The following is a 16,520-nucleotide window of genomic DNA, read 5'->3' on the forward strand; positions in this document are numbered from 1 at the left end:
TGGACAAGGCTTGCGTGATCGTTCATAAAGCGGGCATGACAAAGAATCTGACAGATCCAAAGATTGTTACTTTTGGTTGCCGACTTAACACCTATGAATCCGAGGTGATGCGTCAGCATGCCCGCGAAGCAGGTTTGTCAGACACTATAATTTTCAATACTTGCGCGGTCACGACAGAAGCAGAGCGCCAAGCCCGACAAAGTATTCGCAAAGCCCGCCGTACCAACCCGGACGCAAAAATCATTGTTACCGGGTGCGCAGCTCAGATTAACCCAGATCTCTATGCCAACATGGCAGAGGTTGATCATGTTATGGGCAACGAAGAAAAATTAAAGCGCGAAAGTTTTGACCTGGATCCAAACGCCAAGGTTTCCGTAAATGACATTATGGAAGCCACAGAAACGGCGGCTCATCTTGTTCATGGCTTTGAAGAACATACACGCGCTTTTGTCCAGATCCAGCAAGGCTGTAATCACCGCTGTACCTTCTGTATCATTCCTTTTGGTCGCGGCAATAATCGCTCTGTCCCGATCGGAGCAATTACCGAACAAGTCAGAACCTTGGTTAACAATGGCGTGCAAGAAGTCGTTTTGACCGGGGTTGATATCACCGATTATGGACTGGACCTACCGGGAAAACCAACCCTTGGCCAGATGACCCGCAGATTATTGGCTCAAGTACCAGAACTCAAACGCCTTAGGCTTTCTTCTCTTGATCCTGTAGAGATTGACGAAGATACCTACAGACTGTTCGGTGAAGAGCCACGAATCATGCCCCACTTGCATATTTCTTTGCAGGCCGGTGATGACATGGTTCTCAAGCGGATGAAACGGCGGCACTCAAGACAAGACGTCATCGACATGGTAGTCAAAGCCCGAGCACTACGTCCAGATGTTGTTTTCGGTGCAGATATCATTGCTGGTTTTCCAACTGAAACCGATGAAATGTTCGAAAACACCTATCGCCTGGTTGAAGAGCTGGGCCTGACCTATTTACATGTATTCCCCTATTCCGAGCGCCCGGGAACACCTGCAGCAAAAATGCCTCAAGTGCCGGGTAATCTTCGTAAAGAACGGGCTGCACGCTTAAGGGGTGCCGGACAAAAAGCGGAGAATCTTTTTATGCAGGGTAGAGTGGGTACGACAGCACAGGTCCTAATTGAAAAGAACGGGTTCGGCCGAACAGAACACTATGCACCTGTACAAGTTGATGCGCTGGAAGGAGATCTTTCCGGACAAGTCGTTCCTGTGTACATTGCGGATGTTCGTGATGGAAAGCTGCATGCCTACCCCTTAGGAACAAAAGCAGCCGACACAGCCAGATTCCAGATATCCAGCCAATAAGATGCCTCAATAATCTATTATAAACACCACAAAAAGAGTGATCCTCCAAATGAGCGAAGATAAGAAAAAAGGTGGCTGGTTTTCCCGCCTAAAAGCTGGACTTAGCCGTTCGTCCTCTAAGCTGGGTGACGGTATTGGCGGAATCTTCACCAAGAAAAAGTTGGACGACGAGAGTATCGAAGAGCTGGAAGAGCTTTTAATCACTTCTGATTTAGGCGTCGCAACCGCAACAAAACTAACAGAAAATCTAGCGAAGACCCGTTTTAACAAAGATGTTGAACCGCTAGAAGTTTCAGAAACACTCGCAGAAGATATTGCAACAATTCTAGAACCTGTTGCAATCCCACTTAACGTTGACAGGTCCAAGTCCCCTCATATTATCTTAATGGTCGGCGTTAATGGTAGCGGTAAGACCACAACAATCGGCAAACTGGCAACTCAATACAAAGCTCAGGGCCTCAATGTTATGCTTGCCGCAGGTGATACCTTCAGGGCAGCAGCTATAGAACAGCTACAAATATGGGGGGACCGCACAGGATGCCCGGTTGTCGCCAAAGAAACCGGCGCAGATGCAGCAGGTCTTGCCTATGAGGCGATTGAACGTGCAAAGGCTGAAAATGCTGATGTTGTTCTTATTGATACTGCCGGTCGCCTCCACAACAAATCTGATTTAATGTCAGAGCTCCAGAAAGTCATTCGTGTTATTAAAAAGCTTGATGAGAATGCCCCCCATGACGTGGTCTTGGTACTGGATGCAACAACAGGTCAAAACGCCGTTTCACAGGTTGGCACCTTTAAAGAGCTCGTCGATATCACTGGCTTGGTTGTAACTAAATTGGACGGCTCTGCACGCGGGGGAATACTTGTCGCTTTAGCAGAAAAGTTCGGCTTGCCAGTTCATGCTATCGGGGTCGGTGAAACCGCCGATGATTTACGCCCCTTTACAGCCAAGGATTTTTCACGTTCTCTTATGGGGTTGGACAAGATCTAAATCGCCTCACCCCTCTCTTTGAAAATATAAAAGAAAAGCTCTTCCGTGTTCAAAAAATATCTCGTTCTTATCTGTGCTGCTTTTTCTGTTATCACGTCTTTATTATCTGCCAGTTATGCAGAACAAAATAAGCAGCTTGATTCAAACGAAGTCATCACTGAATACGGAAAAATAGCGACGGGGCTAGCATTAGAGGAAAGATGTCTGCTTCTTTCCCCGGTAGAAACCCGAGAGTATTATTGGCATCAATATCTACTCGACTTTTCTCTCAATAAAATCTTTACCGGCTCTCCCGTTCTGACAATGATTCGTGGGACAGCACACCAGACCTCAAAAGATGAGCGCTTCAAATGTGATCAGGAATCATTGGATTTCATCCAAAGCTCACTCCAAAAAGCACGGGACCTGAATTTCAAGCTAACGGGTAAGGTCTTTGAACAAAACGTCAGCGACCATGCGTTCGACGAACAACGGATAACTATTATCGCCGCAGCCGCTGGTACAAATGCGGTTTGTAAGCACCTTTTGCCCGAATACGAAGAACAGTTACGGGTTGGCTATGAAGCACTAACCAATGCCATGAAAATGCGGTACCCGGAAAACCCGGATACATCTCGTATTAAAACTTCATATACCGAAGCAACCAATCAAGAAAAGACCTATTGTAACAAGCAAACTAACCAACAAGCTCTACAGGGGTGGCAGCTAACAAGACTGCTGATGCAACAATTCCGTTTGGCCTTTGCAACCAAGAAACCTTAGACTGCCTGCGCCAAACAACCGTTTCACATTTGAGATTATCCCCTTTGTCGGCACTGTGCTTGAGACAGCACACAAATCAGCTCGAACATAAGATTGACGCCAACGATTGCCGTTCCCCCCGATTGATCAAAGGGCGGAGAAACTTCAACCAAGTCCGCGCCAATCAAGTTCAAATCTCCGAGAGATCTGATCATCACCTGAGCATCAAAAGGGGTGTAACCACCAATTTCCGGGGTTCCCGTTCCTGGTGCATAACAGGGGTCCAAAGCATCAATATCAAAGGTCACATAGGCTCTTTCGTCGCCGACCACACGATGAATTTCTTTAATGACCTTTTGAATTCCAAGGTCAAAATACTCTTCGATAGTAATAACCCTTATGCCAACTTCTTGCGCATATTCTTCATCAGAACGATCATAACGTGATCCGCGAATGCCAACCTGCACAACACGCTTGGGGTCAAGCAATCCCTCTTCTATTGCGCGGCGGAACGGCGTTCCATGGGTAAGTTTACTTCCGCCAAAATAACTGTCATTCACATCCATATGGGCATCAAAATGCACCATCCCCACAGGACCGCTATCTGCGACAAGCCCGCGGAGAATTGGCAACGAAATCATATGATCCCCGCCAGCAACCATCGGCATGACACCAGCTTTACGAACACTCGCCATATAATCGGTGACACGTTGCATTGTCACATCAAGATCGACAGGATTAACTTTTACATCCCCAAAATCAGCAATTCGACAATCATCAAAGGGTGCGACCCAGGTTGCTCCGTTATATCGACGGATCAGGCTAGACATATCCCTAAGCTGACGAGGTCCATGCCGTGTACCAGGTCGGTTAGTAACCCCTGCGTCCCATGGGACACCAATGATGCCAATATCATAACCAGTAATATCAGAAACATGAGGCAGTCTCATAAATGTCGCAATGCCACTGAATCGTGGCATGTCCATTCCATCTGGTGGTAATTCCGTTAATTTACTCATTCTTGCCTCCCAAAATAAATCTCGCCTTTAGTGTCACCCTGCGAGTAACTTAATAAAATCATTAAATAACAAATATTACTTTGAGAATTATCAAACTATGAAAATTGACAATTTGGACCTTCGCCAACTTCGCGTATTCCTGACGGTTGCCGACTGTGGTGGTTTTTCACAGGCCCAGGCCGAGTTGAATATCAGCATCTCGACAATTAGCATTCAAATGTCAGATTTGGAAACCCGACTTGGTATGCGCCTATGTCAACGGGGCCGGTCGGGCTTTTCACTCACAAAGGAAGGGGAACGTGTTTATAGCGCAGCTAAAACACTTTTTAGTCAGATTGATGGCTTTAACAACGAAATTCATGATCTGCGACAAGAGCTTAGTGGCAAGCTTTTGTTAGGCATCGCAGATAATCTGGTGACCCACCCAAACCCTTCGATTTCCCAAAGTTTGCACCAGCTTTTTAACATGAAGGGCAAAATAGAAACTGCGGTCAGTATTCTTTCTCCTAATTTATTAGAAAGAGAAGTACTTGACCAACGTCTGGATATTGCAATCGGCGCCTTTCCCAAGCAACTTCCCGGCCTTCTTTACCAACCACTGTTTACGGAAAATCAGATACTGTACTGCAGTTCAAAACATCCTCTTTTCAACACTAACACGGACAAACTCAGCCTTCAGGATTTGGTTAAATACAAGGTGGCTCAACGTGGATATACGGCTGGACGACCTCACCCATCAAACATCAAAACAGCAGGATCAGGTGCCCTTTCTTATCAAATGGAGGGACTTGTTTATCTTGTTCTTTCTGGTCATTTCATTGCTCATCTTCCTGACCATCTCGCTCAGAAATGGGTAGAAAGGGGTGACATGAAAGCGCTCAATCCCCAAGGACTTGGCTATGAATCAACATTTGAATTAATTGTTAGGGCAGGTACACATGCATCACCCGTCCTTAAAGCTTTCAAACAGTGCTTGGCTACTTGTTTGGCCACAGAAAAGAAAAAGGACCCTGCTATAACCAAGGTCCCTTTTAACTGAATACCTAAGGGATAAAAAAACCTTAGGCCTCACGGATTTGATGAATAAAATCATCAACCTGTGTATTAAGCATTTCAGACTGTCGTGAAAGCTCTGATGCTGCACTTAAAACATCCTGTGCTGATCGACCCGTTTCTTCTACACCGCTTGTGACATCTGAAATAGTAGAAGACACTTCACCCGTAGCTGTCGCGGCCTCTTGAACATTACGCGATATCTCAAGCGTCGCCACCCCTTGCTCTTCTACCGCCGCAGCCACCGAAGACGTAATTTCATTTATTTGCTCAATAGTGCCTGTAATTTTACCGATGGCATCAGCCGCTGTATCTGTAGCCCCTTGAATACCCGTTACCTGTTGCGCAATTTCATCGGTTGCTTTGGCTGTCTGTGTCGCGAGACTCTTCACTTCACTTGCAACCACAGCAAAGCCTTTTCCAGCATCACCTGCACGGGCAGCTTCAATCGTGGCATTTAAAGCAAGCAAATTCGTTTGTTCCGCGATATCTGAAATTAACTTGATCACTTCCCCAATTTTGGTTGAAGCCTCTAACAACCCTGAAACCTGTGTGTTAGCATCTTCAGCTCTGGCGACAGCATCACCTGCAATACTTGTCGACTGACTGACCTGTCGGCTGATTTCATTAATCGAACTTGAAAGTTCTTCAGCCGCAGCAGCCACAGTCTGCACATTACCCGTGGCATGTTCTGAAGCAGAGGTTACGGCCACAGCCTGTTGAGATGTGTTACCAGCTGTTTCTTGCATCCCTTCTGAGGTACTTCTCATCTCCGTTGCCGCAGACGAAACAGTTTGAACAATCCCCTTCACTTCGCTCTCGAAGCGATCAGCAAGTTCGACCATAGCCTGTCGTTTTTCTTGTTCGTTTCGCTTCTCAACTTCCTTGCGTTCTTCTTCCAGTTTTTTAACGGCAATTGCATTGTCTCTAAACACCAGAACGGCCTTAGCCATATCAGCAATCTCATCATGACCGCTTGCCCCTCGGATCTCAACGTCCAGATTACCATCAACCAACTCTTGCATAGACGATGTAATCGACTTCACAGGGAAGATCACTCGCATGGCAACAATCCAAAATGAAACCAGGCCAGCAACGACACCAACAACCAAGATAATCAACGCCGTAACCATACGATTCCAGCTTTCCGTTGCGGCAGTATTTGCTAATTCTCCTGAAGTAATTGTTGTTACATCCACCAAATCCCAGAGAGGACTGATCGCACTTTCGGCTGTTTTAGACCACGTTGCCTCATCAATCGGATAGTCAGTGCCACGTATACCCTTTTTGAAAACAGTCTCACGCAAGCCTTCGAACTGATCCTTTGCAAAGAAACCAGCTTCCAGTTCGGTCATCACACCGGTAATTTTTTCTGCAGCCTCTGGCTTGTTTGTATAAACAAGAAAATTCTGCCACGCGTTCTCCAACCGTCCGCGATCGGTATAGAAGTTCTTTAAACGTGTCCCCCGCAATTTGACCTTCTTAGAGATCGCATAGGCCAAACCCGCTTTTTCTCGACTCGCATACTCACTCATGACCCAGGCACTTTCTTTTAAGCGCTGTACCATCGTAAAATTCGGACCTGATTTTTTGGGCTGAAACGAGGACCTTTCCCTCAGTATTTTCGACGCCATGATCATGCTTGTAATGGCGGGCTCTGCCGCAGACCCTACCTTGCGATCTCGCTGAAACTTCGGGACTGAGATATATGTGTCTATATCAGGACGCATCTCGACTAATAACGTATGAGTTGCCTGTACTGCTTCCAAAACAGCTGCTTTATCAAGAAACTTTGCATTAGCTTCCAACCACGAGAAAGCTTTCAGGAAATTCTCATCCCCTTGTTCCCGAGCATTGATAATATTCTTTTGCCCCGTCTCCGTTATCTCTTGACTCGATGCAATTGCAACAGACGTTAACGAACGCTCTTCTGCCCAATACTTTGCGGCTTGAATTAATTGCCCCTCAACCCTGTTATATTCCAGCGTTGTCTGCGTATCCTTATAATCTTGCCAATCATCCAAAACAGAGGTCGCGGCTTGGTAGATAACAAGTCCTGTTAGAATTAAAGCAACAGCATAAAGACTGTTACGAATAGTGAGGGCTTTAGACAGCATTTACTCGAACTCCATAGCATTAGCGACCCGGGATCGCGCGACCTGAAACACAAATGTAAATTCGGATTATTTAACAACTAACTAATAAATACTTATATTTTAAAATTTTTATTAAAAATATACATTCAAGATAAATACAATCAAAAAACCTCTAAGTATAAAATAACCCTATATTAATCATAGCCAATACCTATACCGCGAATGTATTTGGCAATAAGGCGTGCAAAGCTCAGACTTCAAGGGGATTAGAAAATGGAGGAAACGTGCTTTTTTCCTGAACGGAATAGTGTTGATTGAGAGCCCACTCTACAGTTGGAAATGCCAAATCGCGCCAAGGAATATCATCTCGGTCAAAAAGAGCGACCGCTTGACTTTCAGGCCCGGCAGATACTTCCGGTTTGGACAACTTAGCCCGGTAAATAATCTGCACCTGACTGATTTGAGGAATAGAGTATATAGCGAGAAGCTGATCAATTTTTAATTTTGCACGGGCTTCTTCCCAAGCCTCTCTGGCTGCGCCCTCGTCTGCAGTCTCATTCAACTCCTATAACCAGCTGGCAGCGCCCAATATCCTCGTCGAGGCTCTATTTCCCTTTTAACCAACAATACTTTTTGTTGCCAGGTAGCGACAACCCCGACAACGATTTTTGGATTTTCATAAATGACATATTCACAGGCATCACAAACCAGTCGTTCCTTGTCATCTTGCTCAGGAATTTTACGTGAAAAAGCTGCATCCGCAGGAATATGAAGATGATCATCATTACTCATGAGCTCAGCATGTCCCTACCGCGAGCCCAGAGCAAGAACAAAGGGCAAGAACACTTAAAGTTGGTGGGTTGTCTTAGGTATATGAAACGTAAAATAGGACGGCTTCAACAATGCGTAACTCTTAACAAAATAAGAGCAAAATTAAGAGATCAAAATTTTCATTTTTTAATACAGCATATAAAAAATAACTATACTCTAATATTCAAAAACGACCCTCGGGGAAGTATTTTACCAGATTCAGCCGCTAATTTTGCTGCATCAAATAACTCTTTCAGCCGTTCGGCAACGCCAAAGCTTCTAAGGTCACCCGTAAAGGGCTGAAGAACCTTTTGAAGCCCAAGCCGAGCAGGAGCTATTTCTTTGGAGATCTCAGAGGATTCTTGTCGCGACGGTTGTTGCTTTGCGGCTCCATCCAGCGCTACACCTGATAAAAACCCAGCATCCGTTTTATTAGAAATTTTCATATCTGAATTATGTCAACGTCCCGTAAACAATATATTAACTGCACAAAAATACTCTTTTTAGGTGAAGAACAATGAGCACCCACAGCAATTAAGTTAAAGTCAAATAATTACACAACTCTTTATTACAATTTATCAGTACCGATTCTTTCCATGAAATTTTTATTAACAGCACAGAACTTGCCATTAACTACGCATATAAACTACTATATTTAGTATCAACTATGCACACCCATACATATCGCCGGATAGTTTAACCAAAAAATTAAGACTATTTTCATAAATTTTGACGTAATTGTTTGTTTATGAGCAATCTACATGGGTGTGGATTCTCTAACAACAATAAGGACTAATGCAGTCAATAATGGCTGTGAACGCGCAAGTAGCGCACCGGGGTAAAAGGAAGCGGGGGTTCCCTTGCCGGAAAACCAGGATAATAACTTGCAAAAGTTGCTCTCAATGGCTCTAGACCGCTCGGTCAAAGGCAGAGAAGCGCTTGCGCGGACAATCGGCCATCTTTTTTCAGAAGAAGAGGTCGCTCTTTCTGAATTAGAGAGAGCCTTGATGACGGACATCTTGGGTAAACTGATCAGCGATGTAGAACAGTTGGTCCGCCAGGCCCTAAGCGAGGAACTTGCCGCAACCAAGACCGTTCCTCATGAGCTGATTCTAATGCTTGCGAACGACGACATCGAAGTTGCTCGCCCGATCTTAATGAATAGCGATATCTTAAAAGATCAAGATCTGGTCGACATTATCAAATCTCGGACTCATCAACATCAACTCTCTATCGCACTCCGGAATGAATTAAGCAGCGAAGTTTCTGATGCCTTGATCAATACGGGCAAAAAAGACGTTATCAAAACACTCCTTGAAAACAAAAACGCATCTATTTCAGAACTAACGTTAGAGTATCTGGCCGATCAATCCCGGCGCATTGATGATTTCCAAGAGCCCCTAATCAACAGAGAAGATTTACCTATACACCTTGCAGAACGCATGTATTGGTGGGTATCAGCAGCCCTAAGATCACATATTCTCAAGAATTTCCCAGTTGATATTCAGGACATAGATAACAAGATACAATCTGGCGTTCATAAACTTGTTGACCAAGATAGAATAAAGCCAACGCCGCATGCCCCTTCGACAAAGCTCGCGCAAAAGCTAAAACAAAATAACCTGCTTACCGTAGAAAGTCTGGTTCAATCTCTTCGTCAGGGGGAAATTGAATTGTTCGAAAGTATGTTCTGTGAAATGAGCGGCTTTCGCCCGGGCGGTCTAAGAAAAGCACTTTATGAAACGAAGGGCGAAGGTATTGCTATTCTATGCCTCGCAATGGGGATTCCCAAACAAACGTTCGCGACGATCTTTTTACTTAGCCGCAAAGGTAATCCTCGTGGACAAACCACAGATCCCCGCGACCTTTCCCGAGCAATGTTAATCTATGATAAAGTCAACAAAGATGACGCTCAGTTAATTACAGATTCCTGGCGTATGGATCCCAAATATCAAGACGCCATAAGCGGAATCGATGCAGCCTCGCCCGAAGAAAAAGCAGCTAGCGGGGCAAAAGCGTCGTGATGGTAAAAGAAACAAAAGGCCGTATCGTAAAGCTCCCCAAGGATCGCGATACGAAGAATAAAAGCGTCGGTCTTCCTCATAATTTGAGCAGCTCGCTGGAAATTATTTCTGCCCTTAAAAATGACATTGTTCATAACGGCCCTCCAACGTGCGTCATAAGTAATGAAGGTCAGGTTATATTTGCCAATACCGCCTATGAAACAATCGCCGTAGAAATGGAAGATGCCGGGTTAATAGAAAATGCTATTGCCCCTCCTTATAGTCCAGCAGAAATAGAAGCAATCAAATCAGCTGGCGGAAGCAACCCCGATGAATATACCATTGTCATCAACAAGAAAGTCCAACACTATTTAGCTTCCTATCACTATATAAATGGCATCAAAAATCATTCTGGCGCAACAGCTGTTGTTCTTAGCCCTTATGACGAAAACGCCCGTCTAAAAGAGGTTTTAACGTCTGTACAGGGCCGTCTGAATGATATGAGCAGGCTGGTTTCAGACTGGACGTGGGAAACAGATAAAAATCTGAATTTTACCTACGTGTCCCCACAGGTACAAAAAGCCCTAGGGTACCACCCAAGTGAGCTTCTGGGGCGTAGCATCAAAGACCTGATCGTCGAAGAGCCAGATCATGTCTTCCCGAATACATCCGCAGCAGATACCCACAAACCATTCAGGGACGAACAACTCTCAATCCTGAGCCGGTCCGGCGAAGAGCGGTTGTTCCTAGTCAGTGGCCTAGCCTTTTACAACAATGACAATCGTACCTATGCCGGTTACCGGGGAAGTGCCCGAGATGTTACAGAACAGCAACACCAGCAAGGCGCACTGAGAACAGCTAAGGAAACAGCTGAAGTCGCCAATCGGGCTAAGTCTGAATTTCTAGCTAATATGAGTCACGAGCTTCGCACACCACTAAACGCTATCATCGGCTTCTCCGAGATGATGTCATCTCAGCTTTTGGGACCTCTTGGTAACAAACAGTATCATGAATATTCCCACGATATTCACACCTCTGCCCGCCACCTGTTAAGCGTGATCAACGACATTCTGGACGTTGCAAAGATTGAGGCAGGGAAGCTCGAACTCTTAGAAGATGCGACAGATCCTCTCAAATTAGCAGTTTCAGTCCAGCGCCTGATGATAGAGCGCGCTGAAAATGCGGGTTTGAAACTGAAACTGTCCCTACCGTCAAAGCTTCCGCTTATTTATGCAGACCAACGAAAGCTGAAACAGGTACTGATCAATCTACTCGCGAATTCAGTTAAATTCACGCCTTCGGGCGGGACCGTTGAACTTGCAGGCGGGGTGAATGACGTCGGTGATTTCGAATTTGTCGTTATGGATACCGGAATCGGTATGTCCGAAGAGGATATACCAAAAGCTTTTGAGCCATTTGCCCAAATCGACAGTACTTTAAGTCGACAGTTTGACGGTACAGGCCTTGGCCTTCCATTAGCACAAGGTCTCATCAGGCTTCACGGCGGTGAACTTGAAATGACCAGTGATCCCGGCAAAGGAACTTCTGTAAAATGTGTACTTCCCGGATCCAGAATCCTACCCTCTTAAAGCACTTATCAACACGAATCTAACCCAGTTGGTTTCGCACTGCACAAAACAGATGCGTCCCTTCATTCCCCTGTGCTAGGCTTTTGCTCTCTTCTTTTAGTCCGGAGTCTAAAGCCGGGTATGCAACATACACCTGTTAATTTTGGCTCCACCAGAGCCGCCTATATTCAGGGAGCAAAAGATGCTCTCTCCATACCAGCTCTCATTTTAGGCAGTACCTATATGGGGTTTGGCGCCCTAGTCAGTGAAACTGGTCTGGAAGTTTGGCATGCCTTGATCTCAACGGCTGTAAACTGGGCTATTCCGGGGCAAATTGCGACAATGGAACTTTATGCGATCAATGCCTCGCTGTTTGCTATTGCCGCCGCAGTTGGTCTGATTAATTGCCGATTAATGCCCATGACAATTGTCTTGATGCCCTTTATACGCAACAAAAAAACGCCAAAAATTGTTTACTACTTCATGAGCAATTTTATCGCGGTCACAGGGTGGGCTGCTGCAATGAAACTGTGTCCCAAATTACCCGAAGAACAACGCCTTCCCTACTTCACAGGCTTTGTCATCCCTTTGTGGTCCATTTGCATGCTCGCAACCTTCGTTGGATATCACCTTCCTGGTGTGCTTCCCGCCGAAGTTACAATGGGTTTGGTGTTCCTAAACCCCGTTTACTTTATGCTGGTTTTTCTTGCTGATTTCACACAACCCGGCCGACCAACAGCCTTAATTTTAGGCGCAATTCTAGGTCCACTAACCTTTTTATTCACACCCAATTGGAGCTTGCTCATAACTGGGTTGGTTGCTGGCACAATTGCCTTCCTAATCAGCGAGCACAGATTCAAAAAAGCTCAATCATCATGAATGGATTAGACAGCTTTCTAAGTTCGGATTTTATGGCCCCCATGGCTGCATTGGGTGTCGCTGCAGCCGTTACTTATTTTTGGCGAGGACTGGGCGTTGCCGTATCAGGCAAAATGGATAAAGACAGCGCCATTTTCCGCTGGGTTACATGCGTTGCCTACGCATTACTCGCAGGGCTAATTGCTCGGATGATCCTTTTACCCATCGGCCCATTGGCTGAATTGGGATTAGAACAACGTGCCGGTGCCACAATCATTTCTCTAGCTGTCTTTTTTCTGACTCGAAAAAACCTACTCGCCGGAGTAACTGCGGGAGCCGTAGCACTGGTTCTAATGGCAAGACTGGGGCCGCTATAAAAAGGCCCCAGCTAAAGGTACAGTTTAACCTACTCACAACTTATTAAGCTGCGTCTTCCAATGCCTTTACCCCAGGAAGTGTCTTTCCTTCCAGCCACTCAAGGAATGCTCCGCCCGCCGTTGAAATATAAGAAAAATCCTTATCAACCCCAGCATGAACCAAAGCGGCAACCGTATCCCCTCCGCCCGCAACAGTTAGGAGATCACCAGATACCGTTAGAGCGGCTGCGGCTTGAGCCACTGAATTAGTGGCAGCATCAAATGGCTCTGTTTCAAAACAGCCAAGCGGACCGTTCCAAACCAGTGTCTTACAATTTTCCAATTCAGCAATGATTTCATGCGCGGTTTGTTGCCCTGCATCCAAGATCATTTGATTCTCAGGAACAGCAGAAGCCCCAACAGTAGATGTTGGTACATTTTCCGCCAAAGTCTCTGCGACGACAACATCAGATGGTAACATTACCTTACAACCTTGTGCCTCAGCTTCCTTGAGAATAGCCCGTGCTGTATCCGCCATTTCATGTTCACAAAGAGAACGGCCAATTTCGACTCCTTGCGCATTCAAAAAGGTATTGGCCATACCACCGCCAATAACCAGCACATCAACTCGTCCCACCAGATTACTAAGCAACTCCAGTTTGGTAGATACCTTCGCCCCACCGACCAGCGCAGCAACAGGGCGTTTTGGTTGCCCTAGCGCCTGTGTCAGATGCTCCAGTTCCGTTTGCATCAAACGTCCTGCCGCTGCAGGAAGTAAGCGTGCCAGCCCTTCAGTAGAAGCATGTGCGCGATGTGCAGCAGAAAAAGCATCGTTGATGTAAACATCCCCAAGCTTTGCAAGCTCTTGCGCGAAGGAAGAATCATTTGCCTCTTCACCTGCGTGAAACCTAAGGTTCTCAAGCATAATGATGTCACCATTTTCTAACGCGTCGACCTGCGCACTAATTTCGGTACCAATACAATCATTTGCGAAGGCAATTTTTTCACCACCTAAGGCATCGGAAAGGCCCTGAGCAACGGGCGCCAAACTCATTTCAGGAACGACGTTACCTTTTGGGCGTCCGAAATGAGCCATTAGGATTATTTGTGCGCCTTGAGCCTTCAAATCCCGAATTGTTGGCAAAACCCGCACGATACGACTGTTATCAGTAATTTTTCCGTCCCGGATCGGAACATTAAAATCCACCCTGACAAGCGCACGCTTTCCGCTCAACTGAAGATCGTCAATAGTTTGAAATTGAGTCATGCTTACTTCCTGTTGTTCTTATAAGACTTCTGGCGCCCAAATCGTTTTTTATTTAAAGGAAGTCGTACAGAGTCACCCCATCAAATTCAAGCAAGAAGTGGATACTATAGCCCTGTTCGAGAAATCAGGATATAAACAGCATGAATGGTCATAGGCATTGGAATTCCAGCAATTTGGGAAAGCCAGATATTTGGATACATCAATTCCGGATATATCAATACTGAAACCAAAAAATCGACCCAAAGGGACTATTGCGAGAAGGATGGCACACGTGGAACAAAAGATCAGGACTGTTCTAGAGAACACAGCTCGCAAACATCAAACCATTAGCTATCGTATGCTTGCTATCGAAGCTGAAATTCCTGGTCCGCAAATTATTCATAAATTAACAAATGTACTGGAAGACATACTCCGGCAAGACCATCAAAACGGCGCTCTTTCACTCGTCCCTGTGGCAGTCAGTCGAGGGGAGCCAGCTATTCCACGCAATGGCTTTTTCATTCTATTAAAAGAGCTCGGCCTTTATGACGGACCAGAACAAGGCCCGGAAGCTATTGATAAACACACTGCATTACTTGCTGAAATATATCGAACGATGCCCAAGGTTTAACATTGAGAACACGGCAAGCCAGAAATTAGTCAACCCCTCCAAAAAAATCCCTTATAAAATGAGATACTGACTTTCGACACTTATAGGGGATTTAAAACTAGCCTTTAATTACCACACGTTAGCTCTTTGAAACCATCACAGCGATAGCTTGAACAAATTTCTTTGGACCCCATGTTGATGGTCGGAAAAAGAGAGCCAATGTTATCATCCCTGACCCAGGCAACAGCCGTTCCATGACCTTTTTTCTTACACCATTCAACGGCAGCAGGCTCGCCACAATTCGTTCCAGGAGTTAGACAGTAGTTCAGGCGATAAGCATCAAAAACAGGGAACTCATAGGTCGTCCCTCCAACTGCCGTTGGACTAACAAATCGTTGTGCGGTTTCTGTCGGCAAACTTCCTTGATCAGGTGACGTTTCCGAGCCCAAAGGTTGACTTTCAACATTTTCGGCGGGTTTCGCTTCAAACAACTGATAAGACGACGTAAACAACGGGTTTTCAGATTGAGATGTAATCGCCTGCCGTTGAAGCTCACCCTCTGTCGCCTGAGTTGGCTTAGGTATCAAAGCATCATCACCTGCCGGGGTAATGCCAGCCGCTACAAGATCAGAATCCGCAGGGCTATATGCTGGAGCTTGAAATGTTGTCCCCGGTTCGGGTGCCGTAAACGTCTGAGGTGCGGGGGCAGAGAACGTCTGGGGCTCAGGCGCCACAAATGTTTGCGGCTCTACGGCTGAAGTCTCCGCTTTAAGAGCAGCATTTTGTAAGGCTGCAGACTGCTGTACTTCGGCCCCCTGCTTCACAGTGGGAACTTCGGCTGTTGGCGTTGCTGATTGCACAGACACAGATGGAGAAGCAACATTTTGCCCGGCAGGCTCTTTTGCAACAACGGTCTTAGGAGCAGAACTTGCAACGGCTAACCCTGATATGGAGGCAGCCGGACCGGATACATATTCAACTTTTACAGAACGAGCACGCCCTTTATAGCCATAATCAGCAAGATTAAATTTGCGAATACTCTCTGCTTTGAAAGGAAACGTAACGTGATTTCCCTGACAATCAGGGAAATCATATAATGTTGCCCGCACGCGGTGGCGAACGGACTGATAAGCCCCATCCATCCCGTCGGGATGCATAAAGATCAGCTGGTCACTATCGTTAAATCGAAAGGTTCCACGTTCTCCGGCATAGGTCGTTGGACCAACCAGGTTTTGGCAATATCCCGTACGCCCTTTGTCCCATGCAGGAATAAAGGCGCGTCTGTAGTTCAACTGTTCAAGAACATTTGCACAGCCACGGCTATAGGTATTCAAACGCTGCAACATAAGAATTCCCGGTGGAGGCCCCATGTCTCGGCGATAAATAATCATGGATGAATAGGTATCATCTTTCGGAGCCGCCATTGAAACCGGTGCATCATTTACACGCTTTAGCGGAACCAAGTCAGCAGATGCCCCCTGCCACAACAGATGAGGTTCTTCTTTACTCCCTAAAAGCGGGGAACAGGATTTATCAGTGGTTTGAAACAACGGTCCTTCGAAAAACAAAGCCCCAACTTGGGAACCAAGCTTCACAGAAGAAACGCGACCAGAAAGATCACCCAGAGAAGGAACAAAAGAATAAAGCTGGTCAGCAGAAAGTTCAAAAACTTTCGCGGCCCCCGCATACTCTAATCCATCAAACGCAATAAGTTGATTAGGAGCTGGCTCTCCGACCATATCCTGAGCATGAACTGTTCCTGCCAGAGAGCTGAAACCAGCCACAATAGCCACCATCGTTCCGGCAATACGCCCTAATGCTCTCAT

The 16,520-nt window shown here is 45.9% G+C and carries 16 protein-coding genes; 9 read left to right on the forward strand and 7 right to left on the reverse strand.

Annotated elements, in window-relative coordinates; genetic code table 11:
* Positions 1-35: 35 nt before the first annotated feature.
* From mtaB to ACN0QW_RS13830, 3 genes are read left to right on the forward strand one after another with little or no spacing between them, the layout of a single operon-like run.
* Positions 36-1,343 (forward strand): tRNA (N(6)-L-threonylcarbamoyladenosine(37)-C(2))-methylthiotransferase MtaB, encoded by a 1,308-nt coding sequence (mtaB, locus tag ACN0QW_RS13820; RefSeq protein ID WP_417432255.1) that lies wholly within the window; start codon positions 36-38, stop codon positions 1,341-1,343.
* A 49-nt stretch (positions 1,344-1,392) separates the two neighbouring features.
* Entirely contained in the window at positions 1,393-2,334 is a 942-nt protein-coding gene (ftsY, locus tag ACN0QW_RS13825; RefSeq protein ID WP_417432189.1) for a signal recognition particle-docking protein FtsY, read from the forward strand.
* Between the two features lie 45 nt (positions 2,335-2,379).
* A complete protein-coding gene (locus ACN0QW_RS13830; protein WP_417432190.1) occupies positions 2,380-3,096 on the forward strand; it encodes a hypothetical protein in 717 nt (238 codons plus the stop codon).
* A 35-nt stretch (positions 3,097-3,131) separates the two neighbouring features.
* Here ACN0QW_RS13830 and speB read toward each other — a convergent pair whose 3' ends face one another.
* Entirely contained in the window at positions 3,132-4,094 is a 963-nt protein-coding gene (speB, locus tag ACN0QW_RS13835) for an agmatinase (protein WP_417432191.1), read from the reverse strand.
* Positions 4,095-4,191: 97 nt separating this feature from the next.
* On the opposite strand from speB, the gene ACN0QW_RS13840 reads away from it, so the two are divergent.
* Positions 4,192-5,133, forward strand: coding sequence for a LysR family transcriptional regulator (locus ACN0QW_RS13840; protein ID WP_417432192.1), 942 nt, complete (start codon positions 4,192-4,194; stop codon positions 5,131-5,133).
* 22 nt (positions 5,134-5,155) lie between these two features.
* On the opposite strand, the gene ACN0QW_RS13845 is transcribed toward ACN0QW_RS13840, so the two are convergent.
* The 4 genes from ACN0QW_RS13845 to ACN0QW_RS13860 all read right to left on the reverse strand — a co-directional run bounded on the left by ACN0QW_RS13845 (position 5,156) and on the right by ACN0QW_RS13860 (position 8,499).
* Positions 5,156-7,264: a methyl-accepting chemotaxis protein gene (locus ACN0QW_RS13845; protein WP_417432193.1), complete on the reverse strand. Its 2,109-nt coding sequence runs from the start codon at positions 7,262-7,264 to the stop codon at positions 5,156-5,158.
* A 229-nt stretch (positions 7,265-7,493) separates the two neighbouring features.
* The gene (locus ACN0QW_RS13850) at positions 7,494-7,805 is read right to left on the reverse strand and encodes a hypothetical protein (RefSeq protein ID WP_417432194.1); all 312 of its coding nucleotides are present in this window, start codon (positions 7,803-7,805) and stop codon (positions 7,494-7,496) included.
* Entirely contained in the window at positions 7,802-8,035 is a 234-nt protein-coding gene (locus ACN0QW_RS13855) for a zinc ribbon domain-containing protein (RefSeq protein WP_417432195.1), read from the reverse strand. Before ACN0QW_RS13855 ends, ACN0QW_RS13850 begins: the two co-directional genes overlap by 4 nt.
* 188 nt (positions 8,036-8,223) lie before the next feature.
* Complete coding sequence (locus tag ACN0QW_RS13860; protein WP_417432196.1) at positions 8,224-8,499, reverse strand: hypothetical protein; 276 nt, start codon at positions 8,497-8,499, stop codon at positions 8,224-8,226.
* Positions 8,500-8,913: 414 nt separating this feature from the next.
* On the opposite strand from ACN0QW_RS13860, the gene ACN0QW_RS13865 reads away from it, so the two are divergent.
* From ACN0QW_RS13865 to ACN0QW_RS13880, 4 genes are all read left to right on the forward strand, one after another.
* Positions 8,914-10,077: a DUF2336 domain-containing protein gene (locus tag ACN0QW_RS13865; RefSeq protein WP_417432197.1), complete on the forward strand. Its 1,164-nt coding sequence runs from the start codon at positions 8,914-8,916 to the stop codon at positions 10,075-10,077.
* Positions 10,077-11,645 carry an ATP-binding protein gene (locus tag ACN0QW_RS13870; protein ID WP_417432198.1) on the forward strand — a complete coding sequence of 523 codons (1,569 nt, stop codon included), beginning with the start codon at positions 10,077-10,079 and terminating at the stop codon, positions 11,643-11,645. Before ACN0QW_RS13865 ends, ACN0QW_RS13870 begins: the two co-directional genes overlap by 1 nt.
* Positions 11,646-11,765: 120 nt before the next feature.
* Positions 11,766-12,503 (forward strand): AzlC family ABC transporter permease, encoded by a 738-nt coding sequence (locus ACN0QW_RS13875; protein WP_417432199.1) that lies wholly within the window; start codon positions 11,766-11,768, stop codon positions 12,501-12,503.
* Positions 12,500-12,859: an AzlD domain-containing protein gene (locus tag ACN0QW_RS13880; protein ID WP_299378529.1), complete on the forward strand. Its 360-nt coding sequence runs from the start codon at positions 12,500-12,502 to the stop codon at positions 12,857-12,859. The genes ACN0QW_RS13875 and ACN0QW_RS13880 overlap by 4 nt, the downstream gene beginning before the upstream one ends.
* Before the next feature lie 43 nt (positions 12,860-12,902).
* On the opposite strand, the gene ACN0QW_RS13885 is transcribed toward ACN0QW_RS13880, so the two are convergent.
* Entirely contained in the window at positions 12,903-14,105 is a 1,203-nt protein-coding gene (locus ACN0QW_RS13885; RefSeq protein WP_417432200.1) for a phosphoglycerate kinase, read from the reverse strand.
* Between the two features lie 271 nt (positions 14,106-14,376).
* On the opposite strand from ACN0QW_RS13885, the gene ACN0QW_RS13890 reads away from it, so the two are divergent.
* A complete protein-coding gene (locus ACN0QW_RS13890) occupies positions 14,377-14,715 on the forward strand; it encodes a hypothetical protein (protein WP_417432201.1) in 339 nt (112 codons plus the stop codon).
* A gap of 104 nt (positions 14,716-14,819) precedes the next feature.
* On the opposite strand, the gene ACN0QW_RS13895 is transcribed toward ACN0QW_RS13890, so the two are convergent.
* Positions 14,820-16,520, reverse strand: a complete 1,701-nt coding sequence (locus tag ACN0QW_RS13895; RefSeq protein WP_417432202.1) for a hypothetical protein — start codon at positions 16,518-16,520, stop codon at positions 14,820-14,822.

Source organism: Kiloniella sp. (assembly GCF_048259265.1).
Taxonomy (GTDB): domain Bacteria; phylum Pseudomonadota; class Alphaproteobacteria; order Kiloniellales; family Kiloniellaceae; genus Kiloniella.

Coding starts and splice junctions, on each gene's coding strand:
- mtaB (WP_417432255.1), top strand. CDS start 36: ATGACAAAGAATCTGACAGATCCAAAGATTGTTACTTTTGGTTGCCGA.
- ftsY (WP_417432189.1), top strand. CDS start 1,393: ATGAGCGAAGATAAGAAAAAAGGTGGCTGGTTTTCCCGCCTAAAAGCT.
- speB (WP_417432191.1), bottom strand. CDS start 4,094: ATGAGTAAATTAACGGAATTACCACCAGATGGAATGGACATGCCACGA.
- ACN0QW_RS13840 (WP_417432192.1), top strand. CDS start 4,192: ATGAAAATTGACAATTTGGACCTTCGCCAACTTCGCGTATTCCTGACG.
- ACN0QW_RS13845 (WP_417432193.1), bottom strand. CDS start 7,264: ATGCTGTCTAAAGCCCTCACTATTCGTAACAGTCTTTATGCTGTTGCT.
- ACN0QW_RS13855 (WP_417432195.1), bottom strand. CDS start 8,035: ATGAGTAATGATGATCATCTTCATATTCCTGCGGATGCAGCTTTTTCA.
- ACN0QW_RS13860 (WP_417432196.1), bottom strand. CDS start 8,499: ATGAAAATTTCTAATAAAACGGATGCTGGGTTTTTATCAGGTGTAGCG.
- ACN0QW_RS13870 (WP_417432198.1), top strand. CDS start 10,077: ATGGTAAAAGAAACAAAAGGCCGTATCGTAAAGCTCCCCAAGGATCGC.
- ACN0QW_RS13875 (WP_417432199.1), top strand. CDS start 11,766: ATGCAACATACACCTGTTAATTTTGGCTCCACCAGAGCCGCCTATATT.
- ACN0QW_RS13880 (WP_299378529.1), top strand. CDS start 12,500: ATGAATGGATTAGACAGCTTTCTAAGTTCGGATTTTATGGCCCCCATG.
- ACN0QW_RS13885 (WP_417432200.1), bottom strand. CDS start 14,105: ATGACTCAATTTCAAACTATTGACGATCTTCAGTTGAGCGGAAAGCGT.
- ACN0QW_RS13895 (WP_417432202.1), bottom strand. CDS start 16,520: ATGAGAGCATTAGGGCGTATTGCCGGAACGATGGTGGCTATTGTGGCT.